This is a genomic window from Paraburkholderia ginsengisoli NBRC 100965, from assembly GCF_000739735.1.
Lineage (GTDB): Bacteria > Pseudomonadota > Gammaproteobacteria > Burkholderiales > Burkholderiaceae > Paraburkholderia > Paraburkholderia ginsengisoli.
The window spans coordinates 431,984-450,638 of record NZ_BBJF01000003.1 but is presented as its reverse complement, the minus strand read 5'-3'; the positions used below and the strand labels follow the sequence as shown (position 1 = coordinate 450,638).

Here is an 18,655-nt window from a genome sequence, read left to right as displayed (position 1 = left end):
AAAAATTGCGCTTGCCATGCCACACGCCCTGATTGTTGAAGACGATCCCAATAGCCTGTCAGGCCTGTCCGCCATCCTCACCGCCGACGGCTTCTCCGTCGACACCGCGACCACCATCGCCGAGGCGCGGGCCGCGTTGACGCGCTTCATTCCCGACGTCGTGCTGGTCGACCTGAATCTGCCGGACGGCAGCGGTCTCGACCTGCTGCAGCATTTGCCCGCGCATCCGCCCGGCGGTGCCTTGCCCGTGATCGTGATGACCGGCAACGCGACGGTCGAGAGCGCGATCGAGGGTCTGCGGCACGGCATCTGGGACTACCTGCTCAAGCCGGTCAACATCCCGCGTTTGCGCAGCCTGCTCGCGCGCATTCCGCGTCCGTACGAACTGACCGAGGAAGTGCAGACCCTGCGTGCGTCGCTGCGTCAGCTCGGCCGGTTCGGATCGATGCTCGGCCGCAGCGGCGCGATCCAGCACGTGTACGACACGATCGAACATATCGCGCCGACCGAGGCGGCCGTGCTGATTTGCGGCGAAACCGGCACCGGCAAGCAGATCGCGGCGCGCACGCTGCATGACATGAGTCGGCGTCGCAAGGGACCTTTCATCACACTGGACGTGCGTGGCGCGGGCGGCGTCGGCGCGCATCGCTCGCTCGACAGCCTGCTGTTCGGGCATGAACGCGGCGCGTTCGGTGCCGCTGAGCAGCGCGAGCCGGGCCTGTTCGAGCAGGCAAGCGGCGGCACGCTGTTCATCGACGAAATCGCCGAATTGCCGCGCGCGCAGCAGGAAGCCCTGCTGCGCGCGCTGGACTCGCAGACGTTCATGCGGGTCGGCGGCACCAATCAGGTCGCGACAGACTTCCGGTTGATCGCGTCGACCCGCAAGCCCCCCCGCGCAGCGGTGGCCGACGGCAGCCTGCTGCAGGAGCTCGCGCTACGGCTCGAAGCCGCCGCGGTGACGCTGCCGCCATTGCGCGAACGCGGCGACGATCCGGCGCTGATCGCGCAGGCGGTGGTCGACGAATCGAATCACGAGGCCGCCGCGCGCGGCACGTCCGAGGGCCCCAAGCAGATCGGCCCGAACTTCCTGCGCGAGTGTCTCGCGTACGAATGGCCGGGCAACGTGCGCGAATTGCAGGATCGCGTGCGACGCGCGTATCACGCGTCGGGCGACGTGCTGGAGTCGTTGCGCGCCGACGAGGGCTCGGCGAACGGCCGCGATCTGAACGGCAGCCGCGTGCAGGTCACGGTCGGTACGCCGCTCGCCGACGTCGAGGAAATGCTGATTCGCGCGACGCTCGATGCGGTCGGCGGAACGCGTCACCGGGCGGCGTCGCTGCTCGGCATCAGTCCGAAGACGCTGTACAACAAGCTGCAACGCATGCGGTTGAACTGAGTTCGGCTGAAACTCGACAAGCTCCCCCCAAAAAAACGGCGCCTTGATCCAATCAAGACGCCGTTTTTCTGTCGGCCCGCTCGCCGTGGCCGCACAGTGACCACGCACCACTCACACGACCTCGACGGTCTGCCGTCTACGCTCTACGCGAACACGCTGCGCAGCAAGGCCTGCGCTTCCAGATACTGCGGCTCGGCGACCAGCTTGCTCCACGTCAGCGCCTTGCCGCGCGGCCGCATCCGCTTCAGACGCCGCCGCGATTCCTTCGACGGCGTGAAGCGCAGCGCATCCAGCACCTTCTCCGCTTCGTCCGGCTGATTGCAGATCAACACCATGTCGCAACCGGCCTGCAACGCGGCGCTCGCGCCTTCCGTCAGCGTGCCGCCCTGGCGCGCGGCTTCCATCGACAGATCGTCGCTGAAAATCGCGCCTTCGAAGCGCAGCTTCTTGCGCAGGATGTCCTGCAACCACACACGCGAGAAACCAGCCGGCTTCGAGTCGACCTGCGGATAGACGACGTGCGCAGGCAGCACCGCTCCCAACGACAAGCCGAGCCAGTCATACGGCGCCACGTCGTCGTGCAGGATCTCGTCGAGCGAACGATCGTCGACGGGCATCGCGACGTGCGAGTCCGCGTGCGCGAAACCGTGCCCCGGAAAGTGCTTGCCGCAATTGCTCATGCCGGCCAGCGCGAGGCCATGATTCAGACTCTTCGCGAGCAGGGCCACCACGCGCGGATCGCGGTGAAACGAGCGGTCGCCGATCACCTGCGATTGACCGTAGTTCAGATCGAGCACCGGCGTGAAGCTCAGGTCGATGCCGCACGCGCGCAACTCCGCCGCGAGGATGTAGCCGACCGCGGTCGTCACCTTGGTGGCGTGCAGCACGTCGCTGTCCCACAGCGCGCCGAGCTTGCCCATCGCCGGCAGCACCGTAAAGCCGTCAGTGCGAAAGCGCTGTACGCGGCCGCCTTCGTGATCGACGGCGATCAGCAGATCCTCGCGGACCGAGCGGATCGCATCGGTCAGCGCGATCAGTTGCGCGCGGCTCTCATAGTGGCGCGCGAACAGGATCACGCCGCCGGTCATCGGATGGGCAAGGCGGCGCTTGTCGTCGTCGTTCAGCGTTTTGCCGACCACGTCGAGCATCACCGGTCCGGGAGTGGTTTTCATCGAGTTTCGCTGGAAGGAAGCGTTGGGCAAGAAGAGACGCGGCCAGCGCGGGCCGCGCCCAGAATATTTTTTATCCGGCGACGGTCGGCGGGGGCGGCGTCGGTGCCGCGTCCAAGGCCTCCGCCCCGCCCGCTTGCGCCGTCTCCGCGATCACGAACGACACCGCGTAGTCGCGCTCGTCGCTGATCGTCACGCGCGCCGTGATGCCGCGTGCGTCGAGCCATTCGGCCAGCTCGCCGGACGCCACCACCATCGGCTCGCCACTCGGCTTGTTGAGCGTTTGCAGCGCGCGCCAGGTCATCGGCCAGCGCATGCCGAGGCCGATCGCCTTCGAGAACGCTTCTTTCGCCGAGAAGCGCGTGGCGAGAAACGCGAGACCGCGCGCCGCCGAACGGGCGTGGCGCGCGTGATAGATTCGCAGCTCGTCGGGGCCGAGGACCTTCTCCGCGAAACGCCCGTCGGTGCGCGTCATCACCGCGGCGACGCGGCTGACCTGAACGATGTCGGTGCCGATGCCGTAGATCGCCATGCCGGAGACCGCCGTGTCGGGCCGCATCAGCCGCGCGCGCCGAGACGCGCGGCGACCATGATCGCCTTCATCTCGCGCACCGCGTTGTCCCAGCCGGCGAAGATCGCGTGCGCGACGATCGCGTGGCCGATGTTCAGCTCGACGATCCCGTCGATCGCCGCGATCTGCTGCACGTTGGTGTAGTGCAGGCCGTGACCGGCATTGACCTTGATGCCGAGCGTCAAACCGAATTCGACCGCGCGCGCCACGCGTTCGTATTCGCGCTGCTGTTCGGCGGGATCGTGCGCTTCCGCGTAACGGCCCGTGTGCAGTTCAATCACCGGCGCGCCGGCTTCGTGCGCGGCGCGAATCTGCGTTTCGTCGGGATCGATGAAGAGCGACACGCGCGACTTCGCTTGCGCGAGTTGCTTGCAGGCGGCGCGCACCGCTTCGAACTGGCCGGCGACGTCGAGGCCGCCTTCGGTCGTCAGCTCCGCGCGCTTTTCCGGCACGAGACACACGTCGTGCGGCTGCACTTCGCAGGCAATGTCGAGCATCTCCTGCGTGACCGCGCATTCGAGATTCATCCGCGTCTTCAGCAGCGGGCGCAGCTTGCGCACGTCGGCGTCGACGATATGGCGGCGATCTTCGCGCAGATGCAGCGTGATCGCGTCCGCACCGGCCTCCTCGGCCATCAATGCCGCGCGGATCGGATCGGGATAAGACGTGCCGCGCGCGTTGCGCAGCGTAGCGACGTGATCGATGTTCACGCCCAAGTCAATCACAGTCGGCGACGTAAGAAAGAAGCTCATAAGTTCTGCAATTCGATCAGGATCTGGCGCGTCGCGAGCGGCGTGCCGCCAAGGTAAGTGTTGAGCAGAAAGCGCATCAGTGTTTTGCTTTGCGCCACGGTCTGCGCTCGATGGTAATCGTCCTGCTCCATATCGAGCAAGGTTTGTCCGGCGACCACCGGCCATTGCGCGGGCCAGTCGTCGGACGCTTCGCGCACGCCGCGCTCCGGATCGAACACGTAGCGGCCTTCGGGCAGCACAGCTTTACGCGCGACGGTGCGATCGAGCGACATCGCATAACCGGTCTCGCGCAGCAGCACGCGTTCGAACGAGCGCAGCACCTGCACGGGCGGCTCGTCGTGCGCGAGACGCGTCATCGTTACGACGTAGTGATGGAACAGTTGGGGATGCGGATCTTCGCGCGCGCAGAATTTGACCAGCAGCTCGTTGACATAGAAGCCGCACAGCAGCGCGCCGCCAGTCAACGGCAGCATGCCGCCGACCCATTCGGCGCCGGTCAACGTGCGCACTTCGGATTTACCCGACCACGACAGCGCGAGCGGCTGGAAGGTCTGCAACACACCGCGCAGCGCGGAATGCGGGCGCTTCGCACCCTTCGCGACGAGCGCGAGACGGCCGTGGTCGCGCGACAGCACGTCGATGATCAGACTGGTCTCGCGATACGGATAGCTATGTAGAACGAAAGCGGGTTGCTCCGCGATCCGGTAGTCGGAAGCGGAGGTGCGCGGCGCGCGGCGGGGTGATGCGCGAGTCGTCGCGCGGCTTGTCGCGCCGCTTGCCGATTCACGCGGCTCGCCTTCGGTGCCCGGGGCGCCTTGGGAGCTCGTGCTGGAAGATTTTTTGGCGCGACTACGCGCCGGTTTCGACGGTTCGCGCGCCGGCGCGGCCGGTTGTGATTCGTCCGGCGCAGCGTCGGAATTCAGCGTCATCCACGCGTCATTCGTACCCATACGCACGGAGTCCGGCTTCGTTGTCGGCCCAGCCGCTCTTCACCTTGATGAAGGTTTCCAGATAGACCGGTCCGTCGAACAGCTTTTCCATGTCGAGACGCGCTTCGGTGCTGATCTGCTTCAGCTTCGCGCCCTTCTGGCCGATGATCATCGCCTTGTGCGTGTCGCGTTCGACCATGATGGTCGCGAAAACGCGGCGCAGGCGGCCTTCGGTCTCGAACTTGTCGATCAGTACGGTGCTCGTGTACGGCAGCTCGTCACCGGTCCAGCGGAACACTTTTTCGCGCAGGATTTCTGCGGCCAGGAAGCGCTCGCTGCGATCGGTCAGGTCGTCTTCGCCGTAAATCGGCGCGCCTTCCGGCAGGAACGGCTTGACGGTAGCCATCAGACGCTTGATGTCCTCGGGGTGCTTGGCCGACAGCGGCACGATCTCGCTGAACTGGCGCAGCGCGCTGACCTGCTGCATGAACGGGAACAGCGAATCTTTATCGGACACGCGATCGAGCTTGTTCGCGATCAGCAGCGTGGGCACCGACGGCGGGATCAGGTCGAGCACCTTCTGATCGTCCGGGCCGAAGCGGCCGGCTTCGATCACGAACAGGATCGCGTCGACCGAGGTCAGCGTGGACGTGACCGCGCGATTGAGCGACCGGTTCAGCGCGCCGCTGTGCTTGGTCTGGAAACCCGGCGTGTCAACGAAGATGTACTGCGCGTCTTCGAGCGTGTGAATGCCGGTGATGCGATGGCGCGTGGTCTGCGCCTTGCGCGACGTGATACTGACTTTCTGGCCGACCAGCGCGTTCATCAGCGTGGACTTGCCGACGTTAGGGCGGCCGACGATCGCGACCATGCCGCAGCGAAAACCAGTGGGAGTGGGAGCGTTCATATTCAGGCTACGGCAAGTTCAGATCGACACGCGGGAATGGCGCGCCGATGGCAATCAATGGCCCGCATCGGCGACGCGGGTTTGCACCGCGTCGGCTACGCCGGGTTCGTGTTCGGTGGGGGCGGCCGACGCGCCTGATGTGGACGCGGCGGCTGTACCGGGTATCGCTTCGCGGCTGCGCTGGCGGTCTGCGCTGCGCGCGGACGCGGCGTCGGTTTTGCCGTCGAGCGGTTTGTCCGCTGGTGCTGCTTTGTCGCTCGTGTGCGTGACCGTCGGGTGGGTGGCAGCTTTGTCCGCCTTATCCAACTTTTCGGGCTTGTCGGCGCGCTCGGCTTTGTCCTGCCCGCTGTACTCGACGTGCGCCGCGCGAATGACTGCGAGCGGTGCGCCGGCGGCGGTCAACGTGGGGCGTTCGGTGGTGGTTTTTTCCACGGCGGACTTTTCGGCAAAGGACTTTTCCACGGCCGACCTTTCAGCAGCGGAGTCCAGAGCCGCAGCGCGCGGTTCGCCGCGTGCCGTACCGCGTTCGCTCTTGCGCTCCGGGCTGCGCAAATCCAGCGCGGCCTGGACACCCGTGACGCCGGGCACAATCTCCGGCTCGGCTTTTTTCGCCGCGCGCGCGCCCTTGGAACGCTTCGGCTTCGCGACAACGGCGGGGGCCGCCGCCATCACTTCGTCGAGCGCCTTCTTGGCCGCCGCCTGCTCCGCCGCGCGACGACTCGCGCCGGAACCGGACACTTTCACGTCCAGCTTCGGCACCGTGCATTCGACTTCGAACTGCTGATTGTGTGCCGCACCATGCGTCGCGACGACCGTGTAAGTCGGCAGCGCGATCTTGTGACCTTGCAGATACTCCTGCAGCAGCGTCTTGGCATCCTTGCCGAGCGTGCGCGGATCGATGTGATCGAGAATCGGCACGTACAGGCGCTTGATGACCGTCTGCGCGGCGTCGAAGCCGCCATCGAGGAACACCGCGCCCAGCACCGCTTCAAGCGTGTCGGCGAGGATCGACGGGCGGCGGAAACCACCGCTGCGCAATTCGCCTTCGCCGAGTCGTAAGCCTTCTGAAATATTAAGCGCCTGAGCGATTTCGTATAGCGACTGTTGCTTCACCAGATTGGCACGAACGCGCGACAGATCGCCTTCGTCCAGTTTGCCGAAACGTTGGAACAAAAGCGCAGCCACCGCGCAATTCAGAACGGAGTCGCCGAGAAATTCGAGCCGTTCGTTGTGCGTGGAACTATGACTACGGTGCGTTAAAGCCTGGCGCAACAATTCCGCATTGCGAAATTCGTAGCGCAGTCGGCTTTCCAACGGAGATAGGGGCATGGGCAGAGTATAACGCGGGCGCCTGACCCGGCGAAAACGCGGGGCGGCCTGCGGAAAAAGCGTGGTGAAGCGACGTTACCGCGGGTTTTTAAAGTAGCGTGATAACACGCCGCGACTGATGTGACCGGATGCGGGTCAGTTGCGCGGCGTGTCGTGCAATCGACGCAGACGAACTCAGTGGAATGAGCCGATGCGTTTCAGATCGCTGAAGTTCATCCAGATGAAAAAGGCGCGGCCGACGATATTCTGGTTCGGCACGAAACCCCAGTAACGGCTATCCGCGCTGTTATCGCGGTTGTCGCCCATCATGAAGTAATTGCCCGGCGGCACTTTGCAAATCACGCCGTGTGCGTTGTACGTGCAGTTGTCGCGATACGGAAAATCTTCCGCGCCGACGATGAACGGCGGCACCGCCGGATTGTTCAGCACCGCGTTCTTGCGGCCGTCGATATCTTCTTCGAACTGCTTCGCGTAACCGAGGCGCTCTTCGTCGAGATAATCGGCAAGCGGCGTTTCCGGCACCGGCTTACCGTTGATCGTGAGCTTCTTGTCCTGATACTCGACGACGTCGCCCGGCAGGCCAATCACGCGCTTGATGTAGTCGACCGATTCGTCTTTCGGATAACGGAACACCACGACGTCGCCGCGCGCGAGCGGACTGCCCTGCGTGACTTGCGTGTTGGTGATCGGCAGACGGATACCGTATTCGAATTTATTGACGAGGATGAAGTCGCCCACCAGCAGCGTCGGCACCATCGAGCCCGACGGAATCTTGAACGGCTCGACCACGAACGAGCGCACGACGAACACAACCAGAATCACCGGGAAAAAGCTCGCCGAATACTCGAGCCACCACGGTTGACGCAGCTTGTCGTCACGCAAACGCGCGCGCGTTTGCGCCGCGTTTTCGTCGGCGAAACGCTCGCCGATGCGCGCTTGCTGACGGTCGAACTCGGCGACCGCGGCTTCCGCCGCGCGGCGCCGTTTCGGCAGGAAAACCAGTTTGTCCGCGACCCATGCGACGCCCGTCAAAATGACGAGCACAAAAAGAATCAGCGCAAAATTCATAGCGTTCCGTTATTCAACTTATTTGTCTTCGACACGCAGGATCGCGAGGAAGGCCTCTTGCGGAATTTCCACCGAGCCCACCTGCTTCATTCGCTTCTTGCCTGCCTTCTGCTTTTCGAGCAGCTTCTTCTTACGCGAAATGTCACCGCCGTAGCATTTTGCCAGCACGTTCTTACGCAACGCTTTAATGTTTTCACGCGCGATGATGTTTGACCCGATCGTCGCCTGGATCGCTACGTCGTACATCTGGCGCGGAATCAGTTCGCGCATTTTCGCCGCCACTTCGCGGCCGCGATACTGGCTTTGCGAACGGTGCACGATGACCGACAGCGCATCCACCTTGTCGCCGTTGATCAGCATGTCGACCTTCACGACGTCGGACGCGCGGTATTCCTTGAACTCGTAATCCATCGACGCATAGCCGCGCGAGATCGACTTCAGACGATCGAAGAAGTCGAGCACGACTTCGCCCATCGGAATTTCATACGTGAGTTGCACCTGGCGGCCGTGATATTGCATGTTGATCTGCGTGCCGCGTTTTTGCGTACACAGCGTGATCACCGAGCCGACATAGTCTTGCGGCATGTACAGATTCACGGTGACGATCGGCTCGCGCACTTCTTCGATCTTCGACGGCTCCGGCATCTTGGCCGGATTCTCGACCATGATGATCGTGCCGTCGCGTTGCAGGACTTCGTACACCACGGTTGGCGCCGTGGTGATCAGGTCCATGTCGAACTCACGTTCGAGACGTTCCTGCACGATCTCCATGTGCAACAGACCGAGGAAGCCGCAACGGAAGCCGAAGCCGAGCGCCTGCGACACTTCCGGCTCGTACTGCAGCGAAGCGTCATTGAGCTTCAGCTTTTCGAGCGAGTCGCGCAACGCATCGTACTGGTTCGCTTCGACCGGATAGAGGCCGGCGAACACCTGCGGCTTCACTTCCTTGAAGCCCGGCAGCGGCTCGGGCGCCGGACGGTTTACCAACGTGACGGTGTCGCCCACCTTCGCCGCGGCCAGTTCCTTGATGCCGGCGATGATGAAACCCACCTGCCCCGCCGACAACGATTCGAGATTCTTCGACTTCGGGGTGAACACGCCAATGTGCTCGACCGGGTACTGAGCGCCGGTCGCCATCATGCGGATCTTGTCCTTCGGACGCAGCGTGCCGTTGACGATGCGCACCAGCATTACGACGCCGACGTAGTTGTCGAACCACGAGTCGATGATCAGCGCCTGCAACGGCGCTTCGGGATCGCCCTTCGGCGCCGGCACTTTCGCGACCAGCGCTTCGAGCACGTCTTCGACGCCGAGGCCGGTCTTCGCGCTGCAACGCGTGGCGTCGGTTGCGTCGATGCCGATCACGTCTTCGATTTCGGCGATCGCGTTTTCGGGGTTCGCAGCCGGCAGGTCGATCTTGTTGAGCACCGGAATCACGTCGACGCCGAGTTCGATCGCCGTGTAGCAGTTGGCGACGGTTTGCGCCTCCACGCCCTGGCTCGCATCGACGACCAGCAGCGCGCCTTCGCATGCGGACAGCGAGCGGCTGACTTCGTACGAGAAGTCGACGTGGCCCGGCGTGTCGATCATGTTCAGGTTGTAGACCTGCCCGTCGCGGGCGCGATACGTCAGTGCGGCGGTTTGTGCCTTGATGGTGATGCCGCGCTCGCGCTCGAGATCCATCGAGTCGAGCACCTGGGATTCCATCTCGCGGTCGGACAGGCCGCCGCAGATCTGGATGATGCGATCGGCGAGCGTCGACTTGCCATGGTCGATGTGCGCAATGATCGAGAAGTTACGAATATGATCCATTCAGTGCCGATCAAGCAAAAAAGGCGCGCTCGGACAATAGCGGAGCACGCCTTGTAAGTAGGTGAAAAACCTATCTATTTTAGCCGAAAAGGCTATCGCCCGGCGCATCTTGCGAAGCTCGGGGAAAAAGATGGCTCAGGAGAGGCGTGAAACTCGGTGGGCGCAACGCGCGTTTGTGCGGTCGTTGAACCCTTGGGTAATCTCAGCGGGCCGCCGTTGCACGTGCGGCCAGTGCGGTACGAACCCGCGCTGCGTCGAGGTGATAGTGACACAGTTCGACGCCGTCGCAGACCAGAACAGGCACCAGTTCGTTGTAACGGGCTTCCAGCAGCGGATCGCTGTCGACGTCGATCACCTCGACCTGCGCGCCGAACTCGGTCAGCAACGGCTCGAGCGCGGCGCGCATGTCGTCGCAGAGGTGGCACCACGCTCGCCCGTAGAGCGTGAGCGGCGCCGCTCCGCTCATTTCTGCGCGCTGCGCGGGCGGATCGGCACGAACTGCGTATTCTCGCCACGACGAACCAGCAGCGCGACCATCTTCGTCGAATCGAGGTGCGAAGTCAGTTCGTCGAACTGCTTGGCGCTCGTGATGTCCGTGTCGCCGACCCGCAGCACGATGTCGCCTTTCTGCAGGCCGACACGTGTCGCCGGGCCGTCCACCGCGTCGATCTGCACGCCGTTGTGAAGCTTCAGCGCTTTCAACTGATCAGCGGGGATGTCGCTGACGGCGAGACCCAGCGCGTTCGTCGCGCGCTGCTTCGGCGGCTGCGGCTTCTTCTGATCCGCCTTCGCGGTTTTGTCCGGCTGCATCTCGGCGATCGTGACCGGCAGGTCACGCGTCTGACCCTTGCGCCAGATGGTGATCGTCGACTTGGTTCCCGGCTTCGTGTCGCCGACCATGCGCGGCAGATCCGTGGCCGTGTCGACCGAATGACCGTTGAACTTCAGAATGATGTCGCCCGGCTGCACGCCGGCCTTATCCGCCGGGCCGCCCGGTTCGACGCTGCTCACCAGCGCGCCCTGCGCCTTGGGCAGGCCGAGTGAGTCAGCGACGTCTTTGGTCACTTCGCCGATCGCCACCGCGATACGGCCGCGCACCACCTTACCGGAACTCTTCAGTTGATCGGCGACACGCATCGCCTCGTCGATCGGAATCGCGAATGAGATGCCCATGAAGCCACCGGTGCGGCTGTAGATCTGCGAGTTGATGCCAATCACTTCGCCCTGCATGTTGATCAGCGGACCGCCCGAGTTACCCGGGTTGACCGCCACGTCGGTCTGGATGAACGGCAGATAGTCGCCGGTATCGCGCCCCTTGGCGCTGACGATGCCGGCCGTCACCGTGTTCTCGAGACCGAATGGCGAGCCGATTGCGACCACCCACTCGCCCACGCGCACCTTGTTCGAGTCGCCGATCGTGATGGTCGGCAGATTGGCAGCGCTGATCTTCACGACGGCGACGTCCGTGCGGTCGTCGACGCCGATCAGTTTCGCCTTGAATTCGCGCTTGTCGGTCAGCGTGACGTAGATGGTGTCCGCGTCGTCGACGACGTGCGCGTTGGTCATCACATAACCGTCCGCCGACAGGATGAAGCCCGAGCCCACCCCGCTGTTCTGCTCCGGATCGTTGCTATCCGGCGTGTCCTGGCTGCCGCCACTGCCGCCGCCGTTGTCGCCGCCGCGTGGCGAACCGGGCGCCCCCGGAGATTGCGGCGACTGCGGCAACGGAATGCCGAAGAAGCGGCGGAAGAACTCCGACATGTCGCCGTCGTCCATACCGGGCGGAAGACCGCCGCGGGGACCGCTGTTTGACACGCGAGTAGTCGTGCGAATATTGACGACCGCCGGGCCGACTTTGTCGACCAGGTCAGTGAAGTCGGGCAGATTGGCGGCGGGAGCCGCCGACGCCATGTGCGGCACGAGCGGCAAACACGCCGCTACCACCGCGGCCGCGAGGAATTTGCGCACCGAGAAAGTCGTCATATCGTAGCAAGCCGAGGGATTCAGGATTCGGAGGGTTACTTCGGAGATTTGTATTCTATGGCAGACGCAAATTGCTGCAATGTGGTCTGGGGCACTTCACCGAGCAGAGTAATCCAGAAGTCGCCCCGGCGCTTGACTAGTACGTGCGTGGCGCCGCTGTCTCCCGAGCCTTCCTTGCGCGTGTTGTTCTCGACCGGCTCGACGAACACCGAAATGGCCGCGAGGCCGTCAGAGAACACGGCCTGGTCCACCGGAATGGTCGGCTGACCCGCTTCGCGCGCGGCCATCGGACGACGCAACTGACGGATCATGCGGAAGCCCGGCACGGTCGGCGTGATCTGCCAGCCCTGCGCGGCCATGTCGACTGGCTCGACCGGCGGACGCACCACCGTCCAACCCGCCGTATTACGAATGCCATTGACGATGCTTGCTTTGTCGACCGGCACGCCGATGCGAATCTGCGAAAACGACAACTGTTCGAGGACCTGGCCGTTCGGGTCGAGGGTTTGCGCGCGCAGCAGCAGGCCCGTCTTCTTGTCGGCCCAAAGCTTGTAGGCGAAGCGATATGCGTCCTTCGGATCGAGTTCGATCACCTGGCTGTCGACGCCCGCGACGCGGTCCTCACCGAGCAGCTTGGGCTCGTAGACAGACAGGACCTGTTCGCCGCTCACCGCGAGCAGGGCCGGGAACGAATCTTTGTTCTGGCGCTTCTCGACTACCAACAGACGCCGCTCCGGCACGAACGTGTAGAGATCGTCGTTATGACGGAGCATTTTGCGCGGCTTGCCGTCGAGGCTCTCGAGTTGCTCGAATTCGCCGTCGGAATGGGTCGAGTAATGCGCGATACGCGACGTCTGAACGAAATTGCCGCGCTGATAGACGAACGCGCCTTCGTAGTTTTGCTGCTGAGCAGCCTGATGGATCCGATCGAGCAGATCCGCGGCCGTGCGACGGGCGACGAGCGGATCGGCGGTTTGTGCAAAGACCCGCGGCGTAGCGGACAACAATACGGCTGCGCAGAACAGAAATGTCGGCAGCCGCCCCCAGATAGTCGTTTTATTCAACCGCGGAGTCTGCATCAAACTATTGGCCTTGCGTAGAGACTGAAGCTGCGCGAATCACCGGCATCGAGCCCGCCATGACCGGTTGTTGCGCGAATTGCTGGTGAGCTTCCAGATATTGATCGAGGCTTGCGTCGCGGATGATGTTCGCGTCCTGCGCGATCGGCTGCGCTGCTCCCGACACCGGCGCCATCGCCACGCGTTGTACCGCGTCGCCATGCAGCGATGCGAGTTGCGCGCCCGGAGCGCCCGGCACGCCTTGCAGTTGCGGCACGACGATCCACGTCAGCGTGGCCGCGGCGGCCGCTACGGCAAACGCCGGCACGACACGGCGGCGCAACGCCAGCAAACGGCGCGCGACCGGCATGGCAGCTGGCGCGAACACGTGCGGCTCATTTTCGAAGCGCGCGGCGAAACCGTTCAGGAACGCGCTGCTCGTGGCTGGACTGATCGCCAGATCGTCCGAACGCAGCGCGTCCCCGATCAGGTGATAGCTCGACCAGGCCACGCGGTCTTCACCGTCCAGCCCGGCAAGAAACTTGTCCAGATTCAGATGCTCTTCGCCGACCAGCTCACCGTCGACAAAAGCGGACAGACGTTCACCGCGCGAACTGGCTTGCGATTGCACCGAGACCGACCCCATGATGCTCCCCATCTTACAAATACCCCGTAGTGACACCACTAATCCAGATATTGCACCCGTGCCCGGTCGGCCGGCTGGGAATTACCAGCGCTTGCCTTCAGGTGTGTCAAGCAACGGACGCAATTTTGCCGCAATGGCTTCGCGAGCGCGGAAAATTCGTGATCTGACGGTGCCGATTGGGCAGCCCATCATCTCAGCGATTTCCTCGTAGCTCAAACCTTCAATTTCACGAAGAGTAATGGCGGTGCGCAATTCTTCCGGTAAAACCGCCATCGCAGCATTGACCGTCTCAGCGATCTGCTTGCTCATCAACATCGACTCAGGCGTGTTGATATCCCTTAGTTGGTCGGCGTCCGAGAAAGTTTCAGCTTCTTCAGCATCTGCTTCGGTCGAAGTGGGTGCGCGGCGGCCTTGGGTGGCAAGGTAGTTCTTTGCCGTGTTGACCGCAATCCGGTACAACCACGTATAAAAAGCCGATTCCCCGCGAAACTGAGGCAACGCCCGGTACGCCTTGATAAAGGCATCCTGCGCGACGTCCTCCACTTCGGCGGGGTCTCGCACGAGACGGGAGATCAGCCGGAGAATCTTGCGGTGGTATTTGGAGACCAGAAGCTCGAACGCGGCCTTGTCGCCCTTCTGGACGCGCTCGACCAGCACCTGATCAATTTCTTTTTCGCTCACCTGATAAATCCGTTAACTTAACTATAGGGCGCATGGCGGGGCACCATTGTAGCGTCCACATCATCCGGGCACGTTACTCCGGTAACAGCGGTTACAGTCGTTACAGTCAGGCGCCGGCGGCGCGTCGGCCCAACACCGACAGTTCCCGGAAAACGGATACCGGGAGCGAGTCGGCGGCAAGCAGCAAGGTACTCGAGCGTCCCGCGTCAGGCTTGAGCGCGAGAATTAGCAGGCGCCCGCTCCACTGCGAACAGCCGGCAATCCTGCCCTGCGCCAGCAGCTTGCCCGCCTGATCCCAGGCAGACAATTCGTCCCGCCCTATTCTTAGCGCGACTGGTTGCGCACGCTCGTGTCTGACTGCGCAGAGGCTGAGCAGTGCCCCCACGGCAAGCGTCAACGGAACCGCCTCCCATACGCCCAGGTGCGACGCGGCACAGGTGTAGACAGCCAACGTCGCCGTCAGTACGAACACCCCCAACGCAACGCGCATAGACAAGGAGCGACGCAGCGCGATCCGCTGCGTCGCTCCTTCGGGCGTTGCCGATGCGAGGGAGAGCGCCGGCAGAGCCGGCGTCGTCGACTGGTGCGTCACCCGCTATCAGGCGATCAGGCGCGCTTGAAGACCAGCGTGCCGTTCGTGCCGCCGAACCCGAACGAGTTTTTCAGCGCGACGTCGATCTTCATCTCCCGCGCAGTGTTCGCGCAGTAATCGAGATCGCAGGCCGGATCCTGATTGAAGATGTTGATGGTCGGCGGCGACACCTGATGATGCACGGCCAGCACGGTGAACACCGACTCCAGACCGCCCGCGCCGCCCAACAGGTGACCCGTCATCGACTTGGTCGAATTCACGACCATATCTTTGGCGTGATCGCCGAACGCGCGCTTGATGCCGGTGGTTTCAGCGAGGTCGCCGAGCGGCGTGGACGTGCCGTGCGCGTTCAGGTAATTCACCTGATCGGCATTGATGCCCGCGTTCTTCATCGCGGCCAGCATGCAGCGGCGTGCGCCGTCGCCGTCTTCCAGCGGCGCGGTCATGTGATAGGCGTCGCCGCTCATCCCATAGCCGCTGACTTCGGCGTAAATCTTCGCGCCGCGCGCCTTCGCATGCTCGTACTCTTCGAGCACCATCACGCCCGCGCCCTCGCCCAGCACGAAACCGTCGCGGTCCTTGTCCCACGGACGGCTCGCGGTGGCCGGATCGTCATTGCGTTGCGACAGCGCGCGCGCCGCCGCAAAGCCGCCGATACCCAGCGGCGATACGGTCGATTCCGCGCCGCCCGCGATCATCACGTCGGCGTCGCCGTATTCGATCAGACGTGAAGCCTCGCCGATGCAATGCAGACCGGTGGTACATGCAGTGACGATGGCGAGATTCGGACCCTTGATGCCGAACTTGATCGACAGATGGCCGGAGATCATGTTGATGATCGACGCCGGCACGAAGAACGGCGAAATACGGCGTGGGCCGCGATTGAGCAGTTCGGTTTGCGTCACTTCGATCATCGGCAAACCGCCGATGCCCGAACCGACCACCACACCGATACGCTCCGAATTCTCGTCGGTGACTTCGAGGCCGCTGTCCTGCATCGCCTGGATGCCTGCAGCCACGCCGTAATGGATGAACGTATCCATGTGGCGCGCTTCCTTACCGGGGATGTAGTCCTCGATATTGAAGCCCTTCACCTCGCCGGCGAAACGAGTCGAGAAGTTCGATGCATCGAACTTCGTGATATTGGCAATACCCGACTTGCCGGCGACCAGATTGGCCCAGCCGTCGGCAACATTATTGCCAACAGGCGAAATCAGCCCCAGGCCTGTAACAACAACACGACGGCGGCTCACGGTAACCCCTTTTTCATAGATGACAAAAGCAAAAGCCACAGCGGCCACAGGATTCTGCCCTGTGTGCCCTGTGGCTGTTAAGTCGGCAATCGCGCGAAAATTTGCGCAGTCAACATCGCTGGCTCCTGCATGGCAAACGGCGCGGCAAGCAGTACGCCAAAACGCGCCAGCCCTGCTGGCGTCGGCAACCGACACGGCAGGGCGTCATACGCCGCCAACGCAGAAACGCAGGCGCGAATGACTTTAGGCCTTGACGTTCGCGCGAGCGTAATCGATCGCTTGCTGAACGGTGGTGATTTTCTCGGCTTCTTCATCCGGAATTTCCATGCCGAATTCGTCTTCGAGGGCCATCACGAGCTCAACGGTGTCGAGCGAGTCGGCGCCGAGGTCGTTCACGAACGAAGCTTCGTTCTTGATTTCAGCTTCTGCAACGCCCAGTTGTTCTGCGACGATCTTCTTGACGCGCTGTTCGATATTGTCCATTACCCCTCCAAGGGAAAAGAAGTTCAAAAATACAGGTGCGCGCATTTTATCAGGTTTGACCCGGCAAAAAAGCAGCGCATCGGGTTCCTGTCAAGGCATGCGCCTTACGCATTTGCAAACGCGTCAAGGCGCGGATAGTAACCGAATTTGGTTACTACATGTACATTCCGCCGTTCACATGCAGTGTCGTGCCGGTGATATAGCCCGCTTGCGGCGACGCGAGGAACGCGACGGCGTGCGCGATATCTTCCGGGCTGCCGAGACGGCCCAGCGGAATCTGCGTCTTCAGTGCGGTCTGCTGCTCTTCCGGCAGGCTCTTCGTCATGTCGGTATCGATGAAACCCGGCGCGACGCAATTCACGGTGATGTTGCGGCTGCCGATCTCGCGTGCGAGCGAACGCGTCATACCTGCGACGCCCGCTTTGGCGGCGGCGTAATTGATCTGCCCAGGGTTGCCGGACGAGCCGACCACGGAGGTGATGTTGATGATGCGGCCGCCCTTTGCCTTCATCATCGGGCGCAGCACCGCGCGCGACAGACGGAACACCGACTTCAGGTTGGTGTCGATGACCGCGTCCCAGTCGTCGTCCTTCATGCGCATCGCGAGCTGATCCTGCGTGATGCCGGCGTTGTTCACCAGCACGTGCAGCGCGCCGAATTCCTTCACCGTGCCGTCGATCAGCGCTTCCGCCGCAGCCGCGTCGTTCACGTCGAGCACTGCACCACGGCCGTTCACGCCGGCCGCGTTGAACGCTTCGCTGATGGCCGCGGCGCCGCCTTCGCTGGTCGCCGTACCGATCACCGTAGCACCCTGGCGCGCCAGTTCCATCGCAATTGCACGGCCGATGCCGCGCGAGGCGCCGGTCACGATTGCGATCTGCTTGTCGAGAGTCTTTTCCATCTGTCAGTCCGGATGCCCTTCGCAGGGCTGATTGATTCTGATGATTCCTGATGCCGATGCGTAATGCGACGGCGCTCAAGCGCCGACCTTGCGGCGCTCATGTCCGAGGCGAGTGCAAGGAGCCCTTCAGCCTGCCGTCACCAGCTTAAGCGTTTCTTCGAGCGAGGCCGGGTCGAACACCGACGCGCCGACCAGATTCCCATCGATACGCTTGGTCAAACCCGCAAGGACCTTGCCCGGACCGCACTCGATCACATGCGTGACGCCCTGCGCCGACATGGCCTGCACGCTCTCCACCCAACGCACTGCGCCGGCCGCCTGGCGCACCAGCGCATCCTTGATCTTGGCCGGTTCGTTGACCGCGGCGACGTCGACGTTGTTGATGACGGGAATCGCCGGCACTTGTACGTTGACACTCGCCAGATACTCGCGCAATTGATCCGACGCCGGCCTGAGCAGCGACGAATGGAACGGTGCCGACACCGGCAGCGGCAGCGCGCGCTTCGCGCCCTTCGCCTTCGCGACTTCGCAGGCCTTTTCGACCGCGGTCTTATGCCCGGCGATCACGACTTGCGCCGGCGCGTTGAAATTCACTGCTTCGACCACACCGCCCGCCGCCGACGCTTCCGCACAGACCGCACGCACCGTGTCGTCGTCGAGACCGAGAATTGCGGCCATGCCGCCTTCGCCGACCGGCACCGCGGTTTGCATGGCTTGCGCGCGAAAACGCACGAGCGGCACAGCATCGCGAAATGCGATCGCGCCGGCCGCGACGAGTGCGGTGTATTCGCCGAGGCTGTGGCCCGCGACGATCGCCGGCGCCGGGCCGCCCGCCTGTTGCCACGCGCGATAGATCGCGTAGGCCGCGGTCAGCATGACCGGCTGGGTGTTGGTGGTGAGGTTGAGATCTTCGGCAGGGCCTTCGGCAATCAGTTTGCCGAGGTCCTGATTGAGCGCGTCGGACGCTTCCTGAACCGTTTCGCGCACGATCGCGTGATCGGCGAACGCGTTAAGCATGCCAACCGTCTGCGAACCCTGCCCAGGAAAAACGAACGCAAATTTCATATCGTCCCCAAAATCGATTTAGTCAGATGTGGGTGGCGCGCGGCGTCGAGCTCACCGCCG

19 protein-coding genes are annotated in these 18,655 nt (G+C 63.2%); 1 reads left to right on the top strand and 18 read right to left on the bottom strand.

What is annotated here, in order from left to right:
- Window positions 1-16: 16 nt before the first annotated feature.
- The gene (locus BGI01S_RS03125; protein WP_042322089.1) at window positions 17-1,396 is read left to right on the top strand and encodes a sigma-54-dependent transcriptional regulator; all 1,380 of its coding nucleotides are present in this window, start codon (window positions 17-19) and stop codon (window positions 1,394-1,396) included.
- A gap of 143 nt (window positions 1,397-1,539) precedes the next feature.
- Here the strand turns inward: BGI01S_RS03125 and nagZ are convergent, their stop codons facing one another.
- The 18 genes from nagZ to fabD all read right to left on the bottom strand — a co-directional run bounded on the left by nagZ (window position 1,540) and on the right by fabD (window position 18,595).
- Window positions 1,540-2,568 (bottom strand): beta-N-acetylhexosaminidase, encoded by a 1,029-nt coding sequence (gene nagZ / locus BGI01S_RS03120; protein ID WP_042322087.1) that lies wholly within the window; start codon window positions 2,566-2,568, stop codon window positions 1,540-1,542.
- A 70-nt stretch (window positions 2,569-2,638) separates the two neighbouring features.
- A complete protein-coding gene (acpS, locus tag BGI01S_RS03115; RefSeq protein WP_042322614.1) occupies window positions 2,639-3,097 on the bottom strand; it encodes a holo-ACP synthase in 459 nt (152 codons plus the stop codon).
- A gap of 26 nt (window positions 3,098-3,123) precedes the next feature.
- Window positions 3,124-3,888 carry a pyridoxine 5'-phosphate synthase gene (gene pdxJ / locus BGI01S_RS03110; protein WP_042322084.1) on the bottom strand — a complete coding sequence of 255 codons (765 nt, stop codon included), beginning with the start codon at window positions 3,886-3,888 and terminating at the stop codon, window positions 3,124-3,126.
- A complete protein-coding gene (gene recO, locus BGI01S_RS03105; RefSeq protein WP_042322082.1) occupies window positions 3,885-4,838 on the bottom strand; it encodes a DNA repair protein RecO in 954 nt (317 codons plus the stop codon). The genes pdxJ and recO overlap by 4 nt, the downstream gene beginning before the upstream one ends.
- Entirely contained in the window at window positions 4,825-5,724 is a 900-nt protein-coding gene (gene era / locus BGI01S_RS03100; RefSeq protein ID WP_042322081.1) for a GTPase Era, read from the bottom strand. Before era ends, recO begins: the two co-directional genes overlap by 14 nt.
- Before the next feature lie 54 nt (window positions 5,725-5,778).
- On the bottom strand, window positions 5,779-7,053 hold the full coding sequence (rnc, locus tag BGI01S_RS03095) for a ribonuclease III (protein ID WP_084585248.1): 1,275 nt from the start codon (window positions 7,051-7,053) through the stop codon (window positions 5,779-5,781).
- A 174-nt stretch (window positions 7,054-7,227) separates the two neighbouring features.
- On the bottom strand, window positions 7,228-8,121 hold the full coding sequence (lepB, locus tag BGI01S_RS03090; protein WP_042322079.1) for a signal peptidase I: 894 nt from the start codon (window positions 8,119-8,121) through the stop codon (window positions 7,228-7,230).
- Between the two features lie 18 nt (window positions 8,122-8,139).
- Window positions 8,140-9,933 carry a translation elongation factor 4 gene (gene lepA, locus BGI01S_RS03085; protein ID WP_042322077.1) on the bottom strand — a complete coding sequence of 598 codons (1,794 nt, stop codon included), beginning with the start codon at window positions 9,931-9,933 and terminating at the stop codon, window positions 8,140-8,142.
- A gap of 202 nt (window positions 9,934-10,135) precedes the next feature.
- Window positions 10,136-10,399 carry a glutaredoxin family protein gene (locus tag BGI01S_RS03080; RefSeq protein ID WP_042322075.1) on the bottom strand — a complete coding sequence of 88 codons (264 nt, stop codon included), beginning with the start codon at window positions 10,397-10,399 and terminating at the stop codon, window positions 10,136-10,138.
- Window positions 10,396-11,916, bottom strand: coding sequence for a DegQ family serine endoprotease (locus BGI01S_RS03075; RefSeq protein WP_042322073.1), 1,521 nt, complete (start codon window positions 11,914-11,916; stop codon window positions 10,396-10,398). Before BGI01S_RS03075 ends, BGI01S_RS03080 begins: the two co-directional genes overlap by 4 nt.
- A gap of 35 nt (window positions 11,917-11,951) precedes the next feature.
- A complete protein-coding gene (locus BGI01S_RS03070) occupies window positions 11,952-12,995 on the bottom strand; it encodes a MucB/RseB C-terminal domain-containing protein (RefSeq protein WP_042322609.1) in 1,044 nt (347 codons plus the stop codon).
- A gap of 4 nt (window positions 12,996-12,999) precedes the next feature.
- Entirely contained in the window at window positions 13,000-13,620 is a 621-nt protein-coding gene (locus BGI01S_RS03065) for a sigma-E factor negative regulatory protein (RefSeq protein ID WP_042322606.1), read from the bottom strand.
- Between the two features lie 81 nt (window positions 13,621-13,701).
- Window positions 13,702-14,301 (bottom strand): RNA polymerase sigma factor RpoE, encoded by a 600-nt coding sequence (gene rpoE, locus BGI01S_RS03060; protein ID WP_006051939.1) that lies wholly within the window; start codon window positions 14,299-14,301, stop codon window positions 13,702-13,704.
- A 106-nt stretch (window positions 14,302-14,407) separates the two neighbouring features.
- Entirely contained in the window at window positions 14,408-14,893 is a 486-nt protein-coding gene (locus BGI01S_RS03055) for a protein YgfX (RefSeq protein WP_322786959.1), read from the bottom strand.
- 14 nt (window positions 14,894-14,907) lie between these two features.
- A complete protein-coding gene (gene fabF, locus BGI01S_RS03050; RefSeq protein ID WP_028199203.1) occupies window positions 14,908-16,146 on the bottom strand; it encodes a beta-ketoacyl-ACP synthase II in 1,239 nt (412 codons plus the stop codon).
- A 243-nt stretch (window positions 16,147-16,389) separates the two neighbouring features.
- Window positions 16,390-16,629, bottom strand: a complete 240-nt coding sequence (gene acpP, locus BGI01S_RS03045) for an acyl carrier protein (protein ID WP_004197638.1) — start codon at window positions 16,627-16,629, stop codon at window positions 16,390-16,392.
- Between the two features lie 154 nt (window positions 16,630-16,783).
- Window positions 16,784-17,530 carry a 3-oxoacyl-ACP reductase FabG gene (gene fabG, locus BGI01S_RS03040; RefSeq protein WP_042322067.1) on the bottom strand — a complete coding sequence of 249 codons (747 nt, stop codon included), beginning with the start codon at window positions 17,528-17,530 and terminating at the stop codon, window positions 16,784-16,786.
- A gap of 126 nt (window positions 17,531-17,656) precedes the next feature.
- A complete protein-coding gene (gene fabD, locus BGI01S_RS03035; protein ID WP_042322064.1) occupies window positions 17,657-18,595 on the bottom strand; it encodes an ACP S-malonyltransferase in 939 nt (312 codons plus the stop codon).
- Between the last annotated feature and the right edge of the window lie 60 nt (window positions 18,596-18,655).